Annotated in this window: 18 protein-coding genes; 11 read left to right on the forward strand and 7 right to left on the reverse strand. The window is 65.9% G+C overall.

Annotated elements, in window-relative coordinates; translation table 11 throughout:
- Window positions 1-130 precede the first annotated feature (130 nt).
- From O6Y00_RS11445 to O6Y00_RS11460, 4 genes are all read left to right on the forward strand, one after another.
- Window positions 131-1,606, forward strand: a complete 1,476-nt coding sequence (locus O6Y00_RS11445; protein WP_353442747.1) for a leucyl aminopeptidase — start codon at window positions 131-133, stop codon at window positions 1,604-1,606.
- Between the two features lie 173 nt (window positions 1,607-1,779).
- Window positions 1,780-2,226: a DNA polymerase III subunit chi gene (locus O6Y00_RS11450; protein WP_353442748.1), complete on the forward strand. Its 447-nt coding sequence runs from the start codon at window positions 1,780-1,782 to the stop codon at window positions 2,224-2,226.
- A 72-nt stretch (window positions 2,227-2,298) separates the two neighbouring features.
- Complete coding sequence (gene ndk, locus O6Y00_RS11455) at window positions 2,299-2,721, forward strand: nucleoside-diphosphate kinase (RefSeq protein ID WP_353443024.1); 423 nt, start codon at window positions 2,299-2,301, stop codon at window positions 2,719-2,721.
- The gene (locus O6Y00_RS11460) at window positions 2,721-3,239 is read left to right on the forward strand and encodes a GNAT family N-acetyltransferase (protein ID WP_353442749.1); all 519 of its coding nucleotides are present in this window, start codon (window positions 2,721-2,723) and stop codon (window positions 3,237-3,239) included. The genes ndk and O6Y00_RS11460 overlap by 1 nt, the downstream gene beginning before the upstream one ends.
- Before the next feature lie 102 nt (window positions 3,240-3,341).
- Here O6Y00_RS11460 and O6Y00_RS11465 read toward each other — a convergent pair whose 3' ends face one another.
- The 4 genes from O6Y00_RS11465 to purM are packed head-to-tail and all read right to left on the reverse strand — an operon-like array spanning window position 3,342 to window position 5,986.
- The gene (locus O6Y00_RS11465; RefSeq protein WP_353442750.1) at window positions 3,342-3,947 is read right to left on the reverse strand and encodes a hypothetical protein; all 606 of its coding nucleotides are present in this window, start codon (window positions 3,945-3,947) and stop codon (window positions 3,342-3,344) included.
- Window positions 3,944-4,309 carry an MmcQ/YjbR family DNA-binding protein gene (locus tag O6Y00_RS11470; protein ID WP_353442751.1) on the reverse strand — a complete coding sequence of 122 codons (366 nt, stop codon included), beginning with the start codon at window positions 4,307-4,309 and terminating at the stop codon, window positions 3,944-3,946. The genes O6Y00_RS11465 and O6Y00_RS11470 overlap by 4 nt, the downstream gene beginning before the upstream one ends.
- Entirely contained in the window at window positions 4,306-4,878 is a 573-nt protein-coding gene (purN, locus tag O6Y00_RS11475; protein WP_353442752.1) for a phosphoribosylglycinamide formyltransferase, read from the reverse strand. The genes O6Y00_RS11470 and purN overlap by 4 nt, the downstream gene beginning before the upstream one ends.
- A complete protein-coding gene (purM, locus tag O6Y00_RS11480) occupies window positions 4,871-5,986 on the reverse strand; it encodes a phosphoribosylformylglycinamidine cyclo-ligase (protein WP_353442753.1) in 1,116 nt (371 codons plus the stop codon). Before purM ends, purN begins: the two co-directional genes overlap by 8 nt.
- Window positions 5,987-6,050: 64 nt before the next feature.
- Between purM and O6Y00_RS11485 the strand changes: the two genes are divergently transcribed.
- Genes O6Y00_RS11485 through O6Y00_RS11500 form a run of 4 tightly spaced genes read left to right on the forward strand, consistent with a single transcriptional unit; the run spans window position 6,051 to window position 11,653 of the window.
- On the forward strand, window positions 6,051-7,307 hold the full coding sequence (locus O6Y00_RS11485) for a heavy-metal-associated domain-containing protein (RefSeq protein WP_353442754.1): 1,257 nt from the start codon (window positions 6,051-6,053) through the stop codon (window positions 7,305-7,307).
- 11 nt (window positions 7,308-7,318) lie between these two features.
- Window positions 7,319-7,963 carry an HdaA/DnaA family protein gene (locus O6Y00_RS11490; RefSeq protein ID WP_056050416.1) on the forward strand — a complete coding sequence of 215 codons (645 nt, stop codon included), beginning with the start codon at window positions 7,319-7,321 and terminating at the stop codon, window positions 7,961-7,963.
- A 16-nt stretch (window positions 7,964-7,979) separates the two neighbouring features.
- Window positions 7,980-10,145: an RNA degradosome polyphosphate kinase gene (locus O6Y00_RS11495; protein ID WP_353442755.1), complete on the forward strand. Its 2,166-nt coding sequence runs from the start codon at window positions 7,980-7,982 to the stop codon at window positions 10,143-10,145.
- The gene (locus O6Y00_RS11500) at window positions 10,142-11,653 is read left to right on the forward strand and encodes a Ppx/GppA family phosphatase (protein ID WP_353442756.1); all 1,512 of its coding nucleotides are present in this window, start codon (window positions 10,142-10,144) and stop codon (window positions 11,651-11,653) included. Before O6Y00_RS11495 ends, O6Y00_RS11500 begins: the two co-directional genes overlap by 4 nt.
- Window positions 11,654-11,684: 31 nt before the next feature.
- On the opposite strand, the gene O6Y00_RS11505 is transcribed toward O6Y00_RS11500, so the two are convergent.
- Both O6Y00_RS11505 and rnd read right to left on the reverse strand, forming a co-directional pair.
- Window positions 11,685-11,981 (reverse strand): I78 family peptidase inhibitor, encoded by a 297-nt coding sequence (locus tag O6Y00_RS11505; RefSeq protein ID WP_353442757.1) that lies wholly within the window; start codon window positions 11,979-11,981, stop codon window positions 11,685-11,687.
- Window positions 11,978-13,153, reverse strand: coding sequence for a ribonuclease D (rnd, locus tag O6Y00_RS11510; protein WP_353442758.1), 1,176 nt, complete (start codon window positions 13,151-13,153; stop codon window positions 11,978-11,980). The genes O6Y00_RS11505 and rnd overlap by 4 nt, the downstream gene beginning before the upstream one ends.
- Before the next feature lie 91 nt (window positions 13,154-13,244).
- Between rnd and aspS the strand changes: the two genes are divergently transcribed.
- The 3 genes from aspS to O6Y00_RS11525 all read left to right on the forward strand — a co-directional run bounded on the left by aspS (window position 13,245) and on the right by O6Y00_RS11525 (window position 17,455).
- Window positions 13,245-15,068, forward strand: coding sequence for an aspartate--tRNA ligase (aspS, locus tag O6Y00_RS11515; protein ID WP_353442759.1), 1,824 nt, complete (start codon window positions 13,245-13,247; stop codon window positions 15,066-15,068).
- A 216-nt stretch (window positions 15,069-15,284) separates the two neighbouring features.
- A complete protein-coding gene (locus O6Y00_RS11520; protein ID WP_353442760.1) occupies window positions 15,285-16,682 on the forward strand; it encodes an APC family permease in 1,398 nt (465 codons plus the stop codon).
- Entirely contained in the window at window positions 16,679-17,455 is a 777-nt protein-coding gene (locus tag O6Y00_RS11525; protein WP_353442761.1) for a polyphosphate kinase 2 family protein, read from the forward strand. The genes O6Y00_RS11520 and O6Y00_RS11525 overlap by 4 nt, the downstream gene beginning before the upstream one ends.
- A 4-nt stretch (window positions 17,456-17,459) precedes the next feature.
- Here the strand turns inward: O6Y00_RS11525 and O6Y00_RS11530 are convergent, their stop codons facing one another.
- Window positions 17,460-18,101: a carbonic anhydrase gene (locus tag O6Y00_RS11530; RefSeq protein ID WP_353443025.1), complete on the reverse strand. Its 642-nt coding sequence runs from the start codon at window positions 18,099-18,101 to the stop codon at window positions 17,460-17,462.
- Between the last annotated feature and the right edge of the window lie 141 nt (window positions 18,102-18,242).

Raw genomic sequence — 18,242 nt, forward strand, 5'->3', positions numbered from 1 at the left:
CCGTGATCTTGTCCCTCGGTCTTGCCCCTCGGTCTTGCTTTGCCAGTGCGGCGGCATCAACTTATGGGCATCATGCTGCTGTCGGGACGTCTCCCGGTCGCTGCTACTCAAAATCCTCCGAGGTTTCTTCATGCAGATCGTCTTCGCCCCGACCGTTCCCGCCAACGCCCCGATCCTCGCCGTCCCCGTCGCGAAGGACGGCTTGGCGCAGATCGATTGGAGCGCGATCGGCGGCGATGGCGAGGCGGTGGCGACCGGCGCAGCGACTGCGGCACGCTTTGCAGGTGAAGCAGGATCGGTCGTCGAGCTGTTCGTGCCGGTCGACGGCGCGGTTCGCCAGGTGCTGCTCGTCGGAGTCGGGGCCGGCGAGACTGCCGATTGGGAGAAGGCCGGCGGTGCGATCACCGCGCGCCTGCTGACGTCGGGCGCAACCTCGGTCGTCGCCGACCTCTCGGCCGGCGCCACGCCCACCGCGAAGGCTGCCGCACACTTCGCCGCTGCCGCCGCCCAGCGCGCATGGCGCTACGACACGTACCGCACCAAGCTCGCCGAGAAGTCGAAGCCGACGCTGACCGAGATCACCATCGCCGGCGCGCCCGACGGCACCGACGCAGCCTGGACCGAGGCGGCCGCGGTCACCGGCGGGCTCGACCTGACGCGCTGGCTGGTCACGTCGCCGCCGAACGTCGTCTACCCCGAAAGCTTCGTCGAGAAGGTGACGAAGGACGTCGAGGGTCTCGGCCTCGAGATCACCGTGCTCGACGAAGCGCAGATGACCGAGCTCGGCATGGGCTCGCTGCTCGGCGTCAGCCAGGGCTCGCGCCGTGAAGCACGCATCCTCGCGCTCAAGTGGAACGGGGCAGGGGCGGACGCGCCGACGCTCGCGTTCGTCGGTAAGGGCGTGACGTTCGACTCGGGCGGCATCTCGATCAAGCCCGGCGCGGGCATGGAAGACATGAAGTGGGACATGGGCGGCGCAGGCGCGGTCGCCGGTGCGATGAAGGCGCTTGCCAGCCGCAAGGCCAAGGCGAACGTCGTTGGCGTGATGGGTCTTGTCGAGAACATGCCCGACGGCGCCGCGCTACGTCCGAGCGACGTCATCACCTCGATGTCGGGCCAGACGATCGAAGTACTCAACACCGACGCCGAGGGTCGCCTCGTGCTGTGCGATTGCGTCACGTGGGTGCAGCAAGCGCACAAGCCGACCACGATCGTCGACCTCGCCACGCTGACTGGGGCGATGATCGTCGCGCTTGGCACGGAGAATGGCGGCATCTTCGCCAACGACGACGCGCTCGCCGACCAGCTGATCGCGGCCGGCACGACCACCGGCGACACGCTCTGGCGCTTCCCGCTGTCGCCCGCCTACGACAAGCTGATCGACTCGCCGATCGCCGATATGAAGAACGTCGGCCCCCGCGGTGCCGGCTCGATCACCGCGGCGCAGTTCATCAAGCGCTTCGTCGACGAGGGCGTGAAGTGGGCGCATCTCGACATCGCCGGCATGGTCTGGTCCGACAAGCCGGGGCCGAACCACGACAAGGGCGCAACCGGCTACGGCGTGCGCCTGCTCGACCAGTTCGTTGCGGACAATTTCGAGGGCTAAACGCAAGAATTCCCCTCCCGCTTGCGGGAGGGGTTAGGGGAGGGGAAACTTCGCTCACCCCGGCGTCATCCTGACGAACGTCAGGACCCAGGATACCAAGCGATGCGCTCCGTTACTCTGAATCCTGACTTTCGTCAGGATGACGGCGCGGGTTGGGCAGGGGGATGGAAACTATGCAGATCGATTTCTACCACTTAACCAGCCCCCTCGACCGCGTCCTCCCGAGGATCGCCGAGCGCGTCGTCCAAACCGGCGGCCGCCTCCTGATAGTCGCCGAACCCGAAGAACAACGCGTCTCGCTCGATCGCCTCCTCTGGTCCTACGCCCCCGAAAGCTTCCTCCCCCACGCCCAGGCCGGCAGCAACGACGATACCGCCCAACCCATTTTAATCGCTCAAGATATCCAGGAAACTGCCCCCGCCAATGCCGCTCGCAACGTCGCGGTGGTAGACGGACGTTGGCGTGACCTTATCCTAACCTTTGACCGCGGCTTCCACCTCTTCGACGACGAAGCGATCCAGGAAGCGCGCCTGGCGTGGAAGGCACTAGCCGACCGCGACGGCGTCGAACGCCGCTACTGGAAGCAGAACGACTCCGGCCGCTGGGAACAGGCCGCATAGGTTGCTTTAGCCGCGTGCCCCGCCTAAGCGCCGCGCATCCGATTACCGTCAACACAGGAGCCCGTGACCATCATGGCCGCGAACCGTACCTTTTCGATCATCAAGCCCGACGCAACCCGCCGCAACCTGACCGGTGCGGTCACCAAGATGCTCGAGGAAGCCGGCCTGCGCGTCGTCGCTTCGAAGCGCATCCAGATGACCCGCGAGCAGGCCGAAGGCTTCTACGCGGTCCACAAGGAGCGTCCGTTCTTCGACGAGCTCGTCTCGTTCATGATCTCCGGCCCGGTCGTCGTCCAGGTTCTCGAAGGCGAGAACGCGATGCAGCGCAACCGCGACATCATGGGCGCCACCAACCCCGCCAACGCCGACGCCGGCACGATCCGCAAGGAACTCGCCGAGTCGATCGAAGCCAACTCGGTCCACGGTTCGGATTCGGACGAGAACGCCGAGATCGAGATCGCGTACTTCTTCAAGCCCGAAGAGATCGTCGGCTGATGACATGGCGGCTGCGACGGGCTGAGCCGGGCGATGCGCCCGCGCTATCGCTCGTCGCATCCGCCACGTTTCTCGATACCTATGCGACCGTGCTGACGGGGGCGGACATCGTCGCCCACTGCACGACGAAGAACAGCATCGCCACGTTCGAGACGTGGCTGTCCGATCTCGCGACGATCGTGACGCTGGCCGAGTACGAGCCCGGTCACGCGCCGATCGGCTACACGGTGCTGACCGCGCCGGACTTTCCGATCGAATCTGGCCCCGCGGACATCGAACTCCGCCGCATCTATCTCATGAAGCAGGCCCAAGGCTCAGGCCTGGGCGCCGCACTGATGACGCGTGCTCTCGAAGACGGCGCGGCGGTAGGCCGAACCCGCGTCCTGCTAGGCGTATGGGACCAGAACACCCGCGCCCGTGCCTTCTACGAACGCCAAGGCTTCGAGGTGATCGGCACCCGCCAGTTCACGGTCGGCACCACCCGCCACGACGATCCGGTCTACGCACGAGTGCTCTGAGAGAGCCGTAGCTCCCGACTTCTTGTTCTCCCGCGAAGGCGGGAGCCCAGACTGAACCCCCGCCTTCGCGGGGGAACACGCTTACTTTTCAGGCAGTGCAGCTTATGCCGCCGGCTTTTCTTTCGCCCAGATCGCATCGAGCCTAGCCTGATCCCCACCACGCTGGCGGACCCGCAACCCCTCGAGCTTGAGCGCGCGACCGCGCAACATCCGCCCCTCGGTCTTCCAGATCACATCGTAGATTCCACGCGCAGACCGCGTCGTATCCCCATCGAAATACTGCACGCTCACCAGCACCGGCAGCCGTCCCGCACGATCATCCGAACCGCCATCGGTCAGCTTCAGCAACGGTGCCGAGAACCACGACGCATCGATAACCGGCTCGGCCGGCGGTCGCTGAGCCGATACCCCCAACGACCGTGGAAACGTCACGGTCACGTCCTGAAGATCATGCCGCGCGTCCTTCAACAACAGCGTATCGCCGCCATCCTGCACGATCGCCGAAAGATCGATCTTCGTCCTCTCGCGCGCCGCACTCGACTGCGCCGCGATCTTGTCTGCTTCGTTCGCGCGGTGATCTGACCAGTTGGTCCACAGCGTCAGCGCCGCGATAAGTACGCCAGCCACCGCCACGACCTCCGCAAGTGTCACCCAACGCCGCCGCGTCGCCGCAGCCTCGCGCCGTTCGGTCGGAGTCTCGGTGCTCATCGCCCACCAGCCTCCAGCAAACGGGCAGGGGTCGCCAGTTCCCAACTCCGCGCAATCCTGTCCTCGACCAGCGCCCAGTCCGGATCGCCGGCAACATTCATCCCGACCCAACCAGTCGCGCCGAGATAGGCCGGTAGCGAATACACCGCCGGGTTCGCCTCGATCAGCATCGTCTGCTCGTCGATTCCGCCGGTCTTCACGCACACGATCGTCTGCCCATCGCCGTGATGATCCGCCCGGAACTGCGCGAACTGCTTGTCGGCCACGAAGAAGGTCGGCTGGCCGTGTGAAACCTTCTCCTCGGTCTCGGGCAAGGCAAGCGCCGCCGCACGAACGCGGTCGAGGGGGGACAGATCGGTCATCGCGTCACGAACTCCGCCAAGATCTTCGGGTATAAAGCATGTTCCGCCGCCAGCACGCGAGCCGCAAGCGCATCCGCATCGTCGCCGGGAAGGATCGGCACCTCTGCCTGGCCGAGCACGACTCCGCCATCGAGTTCCTCGGTCACGACATGCACCGAGCACCCGCCGACCGCATCGCCCGCCGCGATCGCCCGCGCGTGCGTGTCGAGGCCCTTGTATTTCGGCAGCAGCGAAGGGTGGATGTTGACGATCCGGTCCCGCCACGCCGCGACGAACCCGTCCGACAACAGCCGCATATAGCCGGCCAGCGCAACGACCTCGACGCCAGCCTCGCGCAACGCCGCATCGATCGCCGCCTCATACGCCGGCTTCCCCAAACCTTTCGGCGAGAGCGCGAACGTAGCCAAACCCTCGGACTTAGCCCATTCGAGCCCAGCCGCATCCGGCTTGTCGGACGCCACCAGTGCGATCTCATACGGACACTCAACCGCACGCGACGCCCCGACCAGCGCCATCATGTTCGATCCGCGCCCGGAGATCAGCACGCCGACGCGCGTCTTGTCAGCCATGCGTCGCGGTCCAATCCTCGCGCGCGCTCCACGTACCCGCAGACCCACGCACCGTGCAGCCGTGTGATCCGGTCTCGATCCGCCCGATCGTGAACACCGTCTCGTCCGCCGCCTCCAGCGCCGCCGTCACCGCCTCGGCCTCGTCCGCGCTGACGATCACGACCATGCCGATCCCGCAATTGAACGTCCGCGCCATCTCCTCCGGCTCGATCGCGCCCTGCGCCTGCAGGAACGCCATCAACCGCGACTGTTCCCACGCATCCGCATCGACCACCGCATGCACGCCGTCGGGCAGCACGCGGGGGATGTTCTCGAGCAAGCCGCCGCCCGTAATATGCGCCAGCCCCTTGATCCGCCGCTCGCGCAGCAACGGCAGCAGGCTCGCGACGTAGATGCGAGTCGGCGCCATCAAATGATCGATCAGCAACCGGTCCTGATCGAACAGCGCGGGTCGATCGAGCTTCCACCCGCGATCGGTGGCAAGCCGCCGGACCAGCGAGAACCCGTTCGAATGCACCCCCGAAGACGCGAGCCCGAGCATCACGTCGCCCGCCGCGATCTCTCGCCCGGTCAGCACGTTGGTCCGCTCGACCGCCCCGACGCAGAAGCCTGCCAGGTCGTAATCGCCGTCGGCATACATGCCCGGCATCTCGGCGGTCTCGCCCCCGATCAGCGCGCAGCCAGCGGTCTTGCACCCCTCCGCGATCGAAGCGACGACGCGCTCGGCGACCGCCGCATCGAGCTTCCCGCTCGCATAATAATCCAAGAAGAACAGCGGCTCGGCGCCCTGAACGATCAGGTCGTTGACGCACATCGCGACGAGGTCGATTCCGACGCCCTCATGCCGATCCCACTCGATCGCCAGCTTCAGCTTGGTGCCGACGCCATCGTTCGCCGCGACCAGCAATGGATCGACGAAGCCGGCGGCCTTGAGATCGAACATCCCGCCAAACCCGCCAAGATCGGCATCCGCCCCCGGTCGGCGTGTCGAGCGCGCGAGCGGGGCGATCGCCCGCACCAGCGCATTGCCCGCGGCGATCGAAACCCCCGCCTGAGCGTAGGTGTAGGAGCCCGAAGCGGGAGCGGCGGAGTCTGGCGTATCGGTCATGATCGGTGCTGCTAGCCACATCGCGCTTGGATTTCCACGTCTGCTTCGCCAAAAGGCACGCTAGATGCGTATCCGTGCCCTTCCCACCGTCCTCGCCGGCGCCATTGCCGCAGGGGCCCTGCTGCTCAGCGGCGGCGCCGTACTCGCGCAGATCGAAGGCGGCAGCCGAGGCGCAGCCCCTGTCGACAGCGGCAGCGCCTACGAAGTGAGCGGCGTCATGGTCGACGTCGCCGGCAAGACCGCCGACGCCGCGCGTTACAGCGGCTGGCGGCTCGCACAGCGCAAAGCCTGGGTGCAATTGTCGAACCGGCTCGGCGGTGGTGGCGGTCTCGTCTCCGACGGCACACTCGATTCGCTGGTCTCCGGAATCGTCGTCGAGAACGAACAGATCGGCCCGCAGCGCTACATCGCCAAGCTCGGCGTGCTGTTCGATCGGGGGCGCGCCGGATCGATCCTCGGCATCTCGACCTATGCCGATCGCTCGCAGCCGATGCTGACGATCCCGATCCAGTATTCGGGCGGCGTCGGACAGGCGTTCGAGCAAAGCACGCAGTGGCAGCAGGCCTGGGCGCGCTATCGCACCGGTAACAGCAGCATCGACTATGTCCGCCCGTCCGGCTCCGGCCCCGACGCGCTCCTGCTCAACGTCGGCCAGACGCAGCGCCCCGGCCGTGGCTGGTGGCGGACGATCCTCGATCAATATGGCGCGAGCGATGTGCTCACCCCCGTCGTGAAGCTCTATCGCCAATGGCCCGGCGGCCCGGTGATCGGGGTGTTCGAAGCGCGCCACGGCCCCGACAACGACCTGATCGGCAGCTTTACGCTGCGAGTCGGCACGCCCGACGGCATCGCGCAGCTGCTCGACACCGGCGTGAAGCGGATCGATGACCTGTACCAGCAGGCGCGTCGCAACGGCTCGCTCCGCGTCGACTACAGCCTCTCACCACCACCGCCGCCCGAAGCCGCAACGATAGACGACCTGCCCACCGACGAGACCGCCGACGCCAATACCGCGGCGCTGACCGGCGGCGAGGGCATCTCGGTCATCGTCCAGTTCGATACGCCGGCCGCAGCAAACGTCTCTTCGATCGAAGCAGCACTCCGCGCGATCCCCGGTGTCCGCTCGGCTGCAACGACCAGCCTAGCACTCGGCGGGGTCTCGCTGATGCGCGTGGCGTACGACGGCGACCCGGCCGCTTTGAAGACCGCGCTCGAAGCCCGCGGCTACCAAGTATTCGGCTCCGGCCAGACGATCCGCATCCGCCGGGTCGCCCAACTTCTTCCGCCGGACTTGCCCGCGGACAATGCGACGACAGGGTGAGCGCGACCAAGATGACTCAAATCGCGCTGCCACTCGGGTGGCCGGCGGACCCTCGCGACGACGCCTTCCTGGTTACCCCCTCCAACTCGCGGGCCGTCCACACGCTGGAGCATACCGCGACATGGCCCGTCATGACCGCCATTCTCACCGGCCCGCGCAAATCGGGTCGCAGCCTGCTCGCCCGGATCTTCGCGGCGAAAAGTGGCGGGACGATCATCGACGATGCCGAGCGCGTGCCCGAGGCGCAGCTGTTCCACGCCTGGAACCGCGCGCAGGAGGAGCACAGGCCGCTGCTGATCGTCGCCGACGCCGCGCCGCCCGAATGGAAGGTGAAGCTCCCCGATCTCCGCTCGCGCCTCGCCGCCAGCCCGATCGCGGCGATCGGCGCACCCGACGACGAGCTCATGCGGCTGTTGTTGGCGCATCTGTTCGAGCGCCGCAGCCTCGACGCGCGGCCCGATCTGATCGACTGGCTCGCGACTAGAATCGAGCGCAGTCATATTACCGTAACGCGAACCGTCGATGCGCTGGATCAGGAGGCGATGGAACGTCGCAAGCGCTTGTCCATTCCTCTTGCACGAACCACACTCACCGAGGCCGGGCTGATCCTCCGGCCGCAACTCGCTCTCGACCTCCCGCTCTTCACGCCACCATAAGCCCCCAAGAGGCCCGATGAACCGTCCAGCCCATATCGTCCGCCAATCGGAGGACGACGACGATCCCATCGGCGCAGAGCCGAACGACCGGTTCTTCAACCGCGAGCTCTCCTGGCTGGCGTTCAACCGCCGTGTGCTGGAGGAGGCGTGCAACCCCGCGCACCCACTGCTGGAGCGGCTCCGCTTCCTGTCGATCTCGGGGTCGAACCTCGACGAGTTCTTCATGGTCCGCGTCGCCGGCTTGAAGGGCCAGCAGACGCAGGACGTCGATCGACGCTCGGCAGATGGCCTCACCGCAGGACAACAGCTGACCGCGATCGTCCGCGAGGCCGATGCTCTGATGGCGAGCCAGCAAGCGGTGTGGGGCGATCTCCGCGTGCTGCTTGATGAGGCGGGCCTGTTCGCGCTCCGACGTGAGGCGGTCGAGGGGGAGGCCGACGAATGGCTCGAAACGCATTTCCGCGATCAGATCTTCCCGATCCTGACCCCGCAGGCGCTCGACCCCGCGCATCCGTTCCCGTTCATCCCGAACCGCGGCCTGTCGGTGATCTTCGACCTGGTCCGCCGTTCGGATAACGAGCCGGTCCGAGAGCTGGTCATGCTCCCGCATACGATGACGCGCTTCGTCCGCCTCCCTGGCGAGCCCGCACGCTACATTTCGATCGAATCGATCCTGAAGCGGTTCGCGCCGGTCCTGTTCCCCGGCTACGAAGTCCTCGCCGCCGCCAGCTTCCGCGTCCTGCGCGACAGCGACATGGAGATAGAGGAGGAGGCAGAGGATCTCGTCCGCTACTTCGCCAACGCGATCAAACGCCGCCGCCGCGGCCGCGTAATCCGTCTCGAACTCGAAACCGGCATCCCCGACGTCCTCGCCGCGGTCCTTAAGGACGAACTCGGCGGCGCCGACGCGATCATTACCGAGAGCGGCAATCTGCTCGGCATCGTCGACCTCGACGGGCTGGTCGACGAAGATCGCCCGGACCTGAAGTTCCCGCCCTTCACGCCGCGCTTCCCCGAACGCATCCGCGAGTTCGGCGGTGATTGCTTCGCGGCGATCAAGGCCAAGGACATCGTCGTCCATCATCCGTACGAAACGTTCGAGGTGGTGCTCGCCTTCCTCAAGCAGGCGGCGAACGACCCCGATGTCGTGGCGATCAAGCAGACGCTCTACCGCGCCGGCAAGCAGCCCGCGGTCATCAACGCACTGATAACTGCGGCCGAGGCGGGCAAGTCGGTCACCGCGGTCGTCGAGCTCAAGGCGCGGTTCGACGAAGAGCAGAACATGGTCTGGGCCTCCGCCCTGGAACGCGCAGGCGTGCAGGTCGTCTACGGCTTCATCGACTGGAAGACGCACGCAAAGGTCTCGCTGGTCGTCCGCCGCGAAGGCCAGGCGTTCCGCACCTACTGCCATTTCGGCACGGGCAATTATCATCCCGTCACGGCCAAGATCTACACCGACCTCAGCTTCTTCACCGCCGACGCCGCGGTCGGGCGCGATGCGGCGCAGATGTTCAACTACATCACCGGGTACGTCGAACCGACCGACATGGCGCGCGTCAGCCTGAGCCCACGCGACCTGCGCCAGAACCTGATGAACCTGATCGACGTCGAGATCGCCAACGCGCGCGCCGGCAAGCCCGCCGGCGTCTGGGCGAAGATGAACTCGCTGGTCGACCCCGCGGTGATCGAGAAGCTGTACGAGGCAAGCGGGGCAGGGGTTGAGATCGACCTCATCATCCGCGGCATCTGCTGCCTGCGTCCCGGCGTGCCTGGGTTGTCCGAAACGATCCGCGTGAAATCAGTGATCGGCCGGTTCCTCGAACACAGCCGGATCTGGGCGTTCGGCAACGGCAAGGCGCTGCCCAACGACGGTGCCAAGCTGTTCATCTCGTCGGCCGACTGGATGCCGCGCAACTTCGACCGCCGCGTCGAGTACATGCTGCCGATCCTCAACCCGACCGTCCACGACCAGGTCCTCGACCAGGTGATGGTCGCGAACCTGATCGACAACGAGCAGAGTTGGGAGCTAGGCCCCGATGGCGAATATAGCCGCGTCGATCCCGGCGACCGCCCGTTCAACCTGCATCGGTACTTCATGACGAATCCTTCGCTCTCCGGCCGCGGCGCTTCGCTCGCGACCAGCAATGCCGTACCGACGCTGTCGCTCCGTCGAAAACGATGAGCGTCACGAATATCCTGTTCGGCAATTCCCCGCCCAAGGCCGAGACCGACGATCATCCGCGCACCGGGATCATCGACATCGGCTCGAACTCGATCCGGCTGGTGGTCTACCAGGGGCCGCCACGCCTGCCTGCGATCCGGTTCAATGAGAAGGTGTTGGCGGGGCTCGGGCGTGGGCTCGCCGCTACCGGCGCGATCGAGAAGTCGGCGCTGAAGACGGCACGCGTCGCGCTAGCGCGGTTCGCGGCGGTGGCGAAGGAAATGGAATGCTCGACGCTCCGCACGGTCGCAACGGCGGCAGTACGCGATGCAAAGAACGGCGGCGAACTCATTGCCGCGGCTGAACAACTCGGCCTGACCGTCGAGACGCTATCGGGCGAGCAGGAAGCCAGCGCGGCCGGCTACGGTGTCCTGTCCGCGATTCCCGAAGCGGATGGCATTGTCGGCGATCTCGGCGGCGGCAGTCTCGAACTCGTCCGCGTCCGCCGTGGCAAGATCGAGGACCGCGTCTCGTTCCCGCTCGGCGTCCTCCGCATCGGCCCGATCCGGGCGAAGCGCGGCAAGGTGCTCGCGCGCTATGTGGCGCGTCTGGTGCGCGAGGCGGGCTGGACGGCGAAGGGGCAGGGGCTTCCGCTCTATCTGGTCGGCGGATCTTGGCGTGCGTTGGCACGGCTCGACATGGAGCTGTCGGACTATCCGCTGCCGATCATCCACCAATATTCGATGACCGCGGCGACGATCACCCGGCTCAGCCGGACGATCCCGCAGCTTTCCAAGCCGCGTCTGAAGGCGATCCCGGGGCTGTCGTCGGGCCGTACGGCAACGCTCGCCGACGCCGCGGCATTGCTCGGCGTGTTGATGCGCCAGCTCGGCAGCCGGACGACGATCGTATCCGCCTATGGCCTGCGGGAAGGCCTTCTCTACGAAGACCTGAAACCGGCAGACCGCGCGCTCGATCCGCTAATCGTCGCCGCGCGCGAAGAGGGGCGCCTACTCGGCCGCTTCCCGGAGCACGGCGATCTCCTCGACCGCTGGATCGCGCCGCTGTTCACCACCGAGCCACCCGCGATGGCCCGCATTCGCCACACGGCGTGCCTGCTCGCCGACGTCGGCTGGCGCGCCAACCCCGAGTTCCGCGCCGAACGCGGCGTGGAGGTTGCGCTACACGGCAATTGGGTCGCGATCGACGCGCCGGGCCGCGGGATGCTGGCGCAGGCGCTCTACACGAGCCTGGGCGGCGACTTGGCGGCTGCTGATCCAGTCGGGCGGCTAGCGACGCCTGCCACGCTGAAGAGTGCTACGGCCTGGGGTATGGCGATGCGGCTCGGCCAGAGGATGAGCGGCGGTCTAGCCGGACCGCTGAAGCGCTCGCAGCTCGCGGACGATGGCGTATCGCTCACGCTGACGCTGCGTTCGGACGATCGTGGACTATACGGCGAGGCGGTCGAGCGTCGCCATACCGCCCTGGCGACCGCGTTAGGTCGCAAACCGTTATTCGCTATTGCTTAGCTCCACTCCTTGCAGCGGAGGAGCTAAGTTATCAGGCGCAGGTAAAGCGTTCGATCCGACCCTTCGCATCGACATAGACATTCAGCCTGTCGGGCCGAAAATCCATCGTAACGGCCGTGTTCGGCGCGATCCAGCGGAGCGTGCGTGCGCCCGACCGGGTCTGCATCACGTCGGCCCGAGCATCGCTGGCCCGCTTGCCGACCAGATCGCCGAGCGAGTCGGCATTGCACGCCGCGGCAATCGGTGCAGGAACAGGCTTTTCGCCGCGCATCTCGATCGGCGTACACCCCGCCGACGCGAGCAACGCAGCAACCAGAACGATCCTCATGCGGCATCTTCCGTACGCGTCATCTTGAGCTTCCCGCCGATGACCGCAAACGCCAGTCGCCCCTCGACCAGATCCAGTGCATCGCGGCCGAACTGATCGAACCGCCAGCCTTCGAGCATGGGTAGCCCGGTCCGCACACCCGCCGCCAGCGCTTCGAGTTCATCGGTGCGCGCCAGCAATTTCGACGCGACATCAATGTCTCGCGAGCGAATCTTGAGCAGCAGCTTGAGGAGGTCCGCCACCAGCGAACCCTCCTTGCCAAGGCCAGGCTTGCGATCGTCGCGTGGCGGCAGTTCATCGTCGCCAAGCGGTTGCGCGCCCTCGACCGCCGCCATCAAGCGGCCACCGATGTCGTTGCCCGCCCAGGTCGCCGACAATCCACGCACTCTTGCGAGATCCGCCTGCTTCTTCGGCGGATGCCCCGCCATGTCGCCCAGCGTCTCGTCCTTGACGATCCGCCCGCGCGGCAGATCCTTCGCTTGCGCCTCCAGTTCACGCCAGCGCGCGAGCGCCTTTAACCGCCCCAGCACGTCGGGCTTGCGCCCGGAAATCCGCACGCGCTTCCAGGCCAGATCCGGATCGTTCGCATAATTGGCGGTATCGCCGAGCCGCTCCATCTCCTGATCGAGCCAGACGCCGCGCCCGGTTTTCCGTAACCGCTCCAGCATTTTCGGGAAGATCTTCGACAGATGCGTTACGTCGCCGATTGCATATTCGATCTGCCGCGCGTCGAGCGGCCGGCGCGCCCAGTCGGTAAACCGCGCACCCTTGTCGACCGCGATGCCGAGCCAGCTGTCGACCAGGTTCGAATAGCCGATCTGCTCGCCCTGGCCGAGCGCCATCGCCGCGACCTGCGTGTCGAACAGCGGGAAAGGCGTCTTGCCCGTCAGGTTATAGACGATCTCGATGTCCTGCCCGCCGGCATGAACCACCTTCAGCACGTCGTGATTCTCGACGAGCAGGTCGAGCAGCGGCTTGAGGTCGATCCCCGGCGCCATCGGGTCGATCGCTGCGGCTTCCTTGTCGTCGGCGATCTGGATCAGGCAGAGTTCCGGGTAATAAGTGCTCTCGCGCATGAATTCGGTGTCGACGCACACATAGTCGGCGTCGGCCATGCGCGCGCACAGATTGGCGAGCGTGGCACTGTCGGAGATAAGCGGGTGGATATGCATCGCCCGTCCATAGCGAGCCTCGTTCGGGTTGACAAAGCCCGGAAGGGAAGGGAAGCGCGGACCACCTGTTTATCGTCCGAGAAGACCCATCATGCACGCCTATCGCACCCACAACTGCGCCGCCCTCCGCCCCGAACAGGTCGGCGAAGAGGTCCGCGTCTCCGGCTGGGTCCACAAGAAGCGCGATCACGGCGACCTCGTCTTCATTGATCTGCGCGATCACTACGGCATCACGCAGATCGTCACCGACGTGTCGGGCCCGGTCTTCAAGGTCATCGAGGGCCTGAAGAGCGAAAGCGTGGTGACGATCACCGGCAAGGTGACCGCACGTGCGCCGGAAGCCGTGAACCCGAACCTGCCGACCGGCGGGATCGAGATCCGCGCGACCGCCGCGACCGTTCAGTCGATGGCGGGCGAGCTGCCGATGCCGGTCGCGGGCGAGGCCGAGTATCCCGAGGATATCCGCCTGCGCTATCGTTACCTCGATCTGCGGCGCGAGCGGCTTCACGCCAACATCATGCTCCGCAGCCACGTGATCACGTCGCTCCGCAACCGGATGAACTCGCAGGGGTTCACCGAATTCCAGACGCCGATCCTGACCGCGTCGTCGCCCGAGGGCGCGCGCGATTATCTGGTGCCGAGCCGGGTCCATCCGGGCAAGTTCTACGCGCTGCCGCAGGCGCCGCAGATGTTCAAGCAGCTGCTAATGGTGGCGGGCTTCGATCGCTATTTCCAGATCGCACCGTGCTTCCGCGACGAGGACGCCCGCGCCGATCGTAGCCCAGGCGAGTTCTACCAGCTCGATTTCGAAATGAGCTTCGTCACGCAGGACGACGTGTTCGCCGCGATCGAACCCGTGCTGCACGGCGTGTTCGAGGAATTCGCCGACTGGCAGGGCAAGGGGCGCCAGGTCTCGGCATTGCCGTTCAAGCGCATCCCCTACCGCGAATCGATGCTGAAGTACGGCAGCGACAAGCCCGACCTGCGCAACCCGATCCTGATCCACGACGTCGGCCATCACTTCGTCGATTCGGGCTTCGGCCTGTTCGCCGGGATCGTCGCCGGCGGTGACGTGGTCCGCGCGATCCCCGCGCCGAACACTGCCGACAAGAGCCGCAAGTTCTTCACCGACATGAACGATTGGGCCCGCGCCGAGGGTCACGCCGGGCTCGGCTACATCACGCAGAAGAACGGCGAACTCGGCGGCCCGATCGCCAAGAACCATGGCGAGGAGGCGACGCGGAAGCTGATCGCCGAAATGGGCCTCGGCCCCAACGACGGCATCTTCTTCGCCGCCGGCAAGGAACTCCCCGCCTCCAAGCTCGCGGGCGCTGCGCGTGCGCGGATCGGCGCCGACCTTGGCCTGATCGACGAGAATCGGTTCGAGTTCTGCTGGATCGTCGATTTCCCGATGTTCGAATATGACGAGGACGCCAAGAAGGTCGATTTCAGCCACAACCCGTTCTCGATGCCGCAGGGCGAGATGGACGCGCTGGAAAACAAGGATCCGCTCGATATCCTCGCCTATCAGTATGATATCGTCTGTAATGGCGTGGAGCTGTCGTCGGGCGCGATCCGGAACCACCGTCCGGAGATCATGTACAAGGCGTTCGAGATCGCCGGCTATACGCAGGCCGACGTCGACACGAACTTCGCGGGCATGATCAATGCGTTCAAGGTCGGCGCACCGCCGCATGGCGGCTCGGCGCCGGGGATCGACCGGATGGTCATGCTGCTCGCCGGCGAGCCGAACATCCGCGAAGTCGTGCTGTTCCCGATGAACCAGAAGGCCGAGGACCTGATGATGGGTGCGCCGAGTCCGGTCAGCGCCAAGCAGCTGAAGGAACTCAACATCCGCCTGACGGTGGATGGTCCGAAGGACGCGACAAAGGTGGTCGCGCCGAGCGCTGGGTAACCTCTCTCTGTCCCTCGCCCCTACGGGGAGAGGGAAGGAGGAGCCGCTTGGCGACGGGAGGGCGAGGAGCGGTTGGTGCGTGCCAACTTCCCCTCATCCTCCCACCCGCAAGCGCGGGCGGGCCCCTCCCTCTCCCCGAAGGGGCGAGGGAAAGACGTCCCACGCTTCCTCAACCCCCTCAACCATGCAAATACCCCTGCACGATAAGGGGTTGGCATGCGCGACGATCAGATGACACCGGCGCCAAGCCTCGTCCGCAGTCTCGGCGTGACGGGCGTCCTGTTCCTCACCCTCTCCGTCGCGACCCCGGCATCGTCGGTGTTCGTCATCGTCCCCGGCATGCTTCAGGTCGCCGGCACCGGCGCAGTTTGGGCAACGCTGATTGCCGGACTCGTCTGCGTCGCCACCGCGTTCGTCTACGCCGAGCTATCCTCCGCCTGGCCGGTCGCAGGTGGCGAGTATGTCGCGGTCGCGCATACGCTCGGACCGATGGCGGGGTTCGTAATGCTCGGCGTCAACGTCTTCAACAACCTGCTCTTCCCGCCCGTCGCAGGTCTCGGCGTCAGCGCGGTGCTCGGCACTTTGGTCCCCGGACTGCCGCAGATCCCCGTCGCGATCGCCGTGGTCGCCGGATCGACACTCGTCGCGATCCTCCAGATTCGCGTCAACGCCTGGCTCACCGGCCTCTTCCTACTGGTCGAAATGCTGGCGATCGGCGCGGTCGTCTGGCTCGGGTTCGCCGATACCGTCCGCCCGATCGGCGACCTGCTCCTCCACCCGGTAATGCCGCAAGGCGCCAATCTCGTCCCCGCGTCCGCAGCCTCGATCGGCCTCGCCACCTCGATCGCGATCTTCGCGCTCAACGGTTATGGCGCCGCGGTGTACTTCGGCGAGGAGATGCTCGACGCCCCCCGGCTGATCGCGCGCGCGATCATGGCCTCGCTCGCGCTGACGCTGCTGTTCGAAGGCATCCCGATCGTCGCGGTGTTGGTCGGCGCACCAGACCTCCACGCCACGCTCACCGCCGACGACCCGTTCGGCCTCCTCGTCACCCTCCGCAGCGGCACTACGACGGCGAACTGGATCTCGATCGGCGTCGTCGTTGCGATCGTCAATGCGGTGATCGCCTGCATCCTCGCGTGTGCGCGCTTCTTCTACGGCACCGCGCGCGACGGAAGCTGGGGGCGTCCGCTCGATCGATGGATGACGCAGGTCCACCCGAAGTTCGGCTCGCCCTGGGTGGGCACGCTGCTGGTCGGCGGATTCGGGATCGTCGCGTGCTTTCTGCCGCTCCAGTTGCTGCTCGTGCTTAGCGGCACCGGCCTCGTCGCGATCTACTCAGGGATCTGCGTCGCGGCGATGGTCGGCAGGCGCACCGGCAAGACCACCCACGCTCCCTACCGGATGCCGCTCTACCCGCTCGCTCCGGTCGTGACGCTGCTGGCGCTCGGCTATGTCTGCTGGACGAGTTGGTTCGATCTGGCGGAGGGCCGCCCCGGCCTGATCATGACCGCGGCCGAAATCCTGCTCTCGATCGGCTATTATTGGTTCGTCCTGCGTCGTCGCGGGCCCTGGAACGTTCATGTGCCACTAGCGACGGAGAGCAACGCATGACGATCCATCTGGCCGATTACGAAATCGGCGACGACTATGACGGCAAGTACAAGCACGACCTCGCCGCGCTGCAAAAGCGCCTGGAGCATATCCAGGTCGCGCATATCGTCGGCGGCACGCGCGCGATCGTGATGTTCGAAGGCTGGGACGCGGCCGGGAAAGGCGGCATCATCCAACGCCTGTCGGCCGAATGGGACCCGCGCAACTACAAGGTCTGGCCGATCTCGGCGCCAACGGCGGACGAGAAGGCGCACCATTTCCTCTGGCGCTTCTGGAACCGTCTGCCCGCCAACGGCAACATCGCGGTGTTCGATCGCAGCTGGTACGGCCGTGTCCTCGTCGAGCGCGTCGAGGGGTTCGCCAGCGAGACCGAATGGCGCCACGGTTACGACGAGATCAACGCGTTCGAGGCGCAGCAGGTCGAGAGCGGCACCACCCTCATCAAGCTGTTCATCCACACCACGCAGAAGGAGCAGGACCGGCGGTTGAAGGCACGGCTCGACGATCCGTGGAAGCATTGGAAGACCGGGCTCGACGATTTCCACAACCGGTCGCGGCGCGAGGAGTATCTGGAGGCGATGGCCGAGATGTTCGCGCGCACCGACACCGCGACCGCGCCGTGGACCGTCATCGATGGCAACGACAAGAAGGCGGCCCGGATCGCAGCGCTGACGCTGATCGCGGACCGCCTCGAGGCTGGCGTATCGATGGTGCCGCCACCGCTCGACCCGAAGGTCAAGAAGGTGGCGGAGAAGGCGTTAGACCTTCGCTGACGCGTCAGGCTTTCGCGGACTTCGCGTCTGGCGCGTCGGCCTGGATGAACTCGTCATCCTCGTTGAGCAGCAGCATCTGGCCCTTGTCGATGCCGAAATAGGCACCGCGCAGGGCCAGTGTGCCGGCGGCCTCTGCTTCGGTCACGAACGGGAACGTCCGCAGGTTGGCGATCGAGGTGCGGACGGACTCGAGTTCCATCTCGCGACCGGCCTCGGCACCATCGCCGAATTTCGCGACAACCTTCTCGCGTGCGCCGTCGAGCAGGCTCACCCAGTCGGAGACGAAGCCACCTGCGCCACGCTCGGCATCGGCAAACGCCTGCGTCAGCGCCGCCTTGCAGCCACCGCACTTCTCGTGGCCCATTACGACGATCTCTTCGACCTTCAACTGCGTCACGGCGAACTCGATCGCAGCCGAAACACCGTGATGGCCACCACCGGTCTCGAACGGCGGTACGAGGTTGGCGACGTTGCGCACGACGAACACTTCGCCTGGCAGCGTGTCGAAAATCTGTGCAGGCTCGACGCGGCTGTCCGAGCAGGCGATGATCATCACCTTGGGGCTCTGGCCGTCCTGCAGTTCCTTCCAGCGCTCGCGCTGCTCCTCCCAGGGGCCGTCCTTGAAGCGGTGATAGCCTTCGATCATTTCCGGAAAGTGAGTTGGCACGGTTAGCCTTCCATATCAGTTTGCGATGCAACATGACAAACTTGTCATGTTGAAACTGGTTCCATGATTTTATCCGGTTCGTCCGATGGTTCCAACCCGCTGACATGGCCCGCCACCATT

This window comes from Sphingomonas faeni (genome assembly GCF_040407565.1).
Classification (GTDB): domain Bacteria; phylum Pseudomonadota; class Alphaproteobacteria; order Sphingomonadales; family Sphingomonadaceae; genus Sphingomonas; species Sphingomonas faeni_F.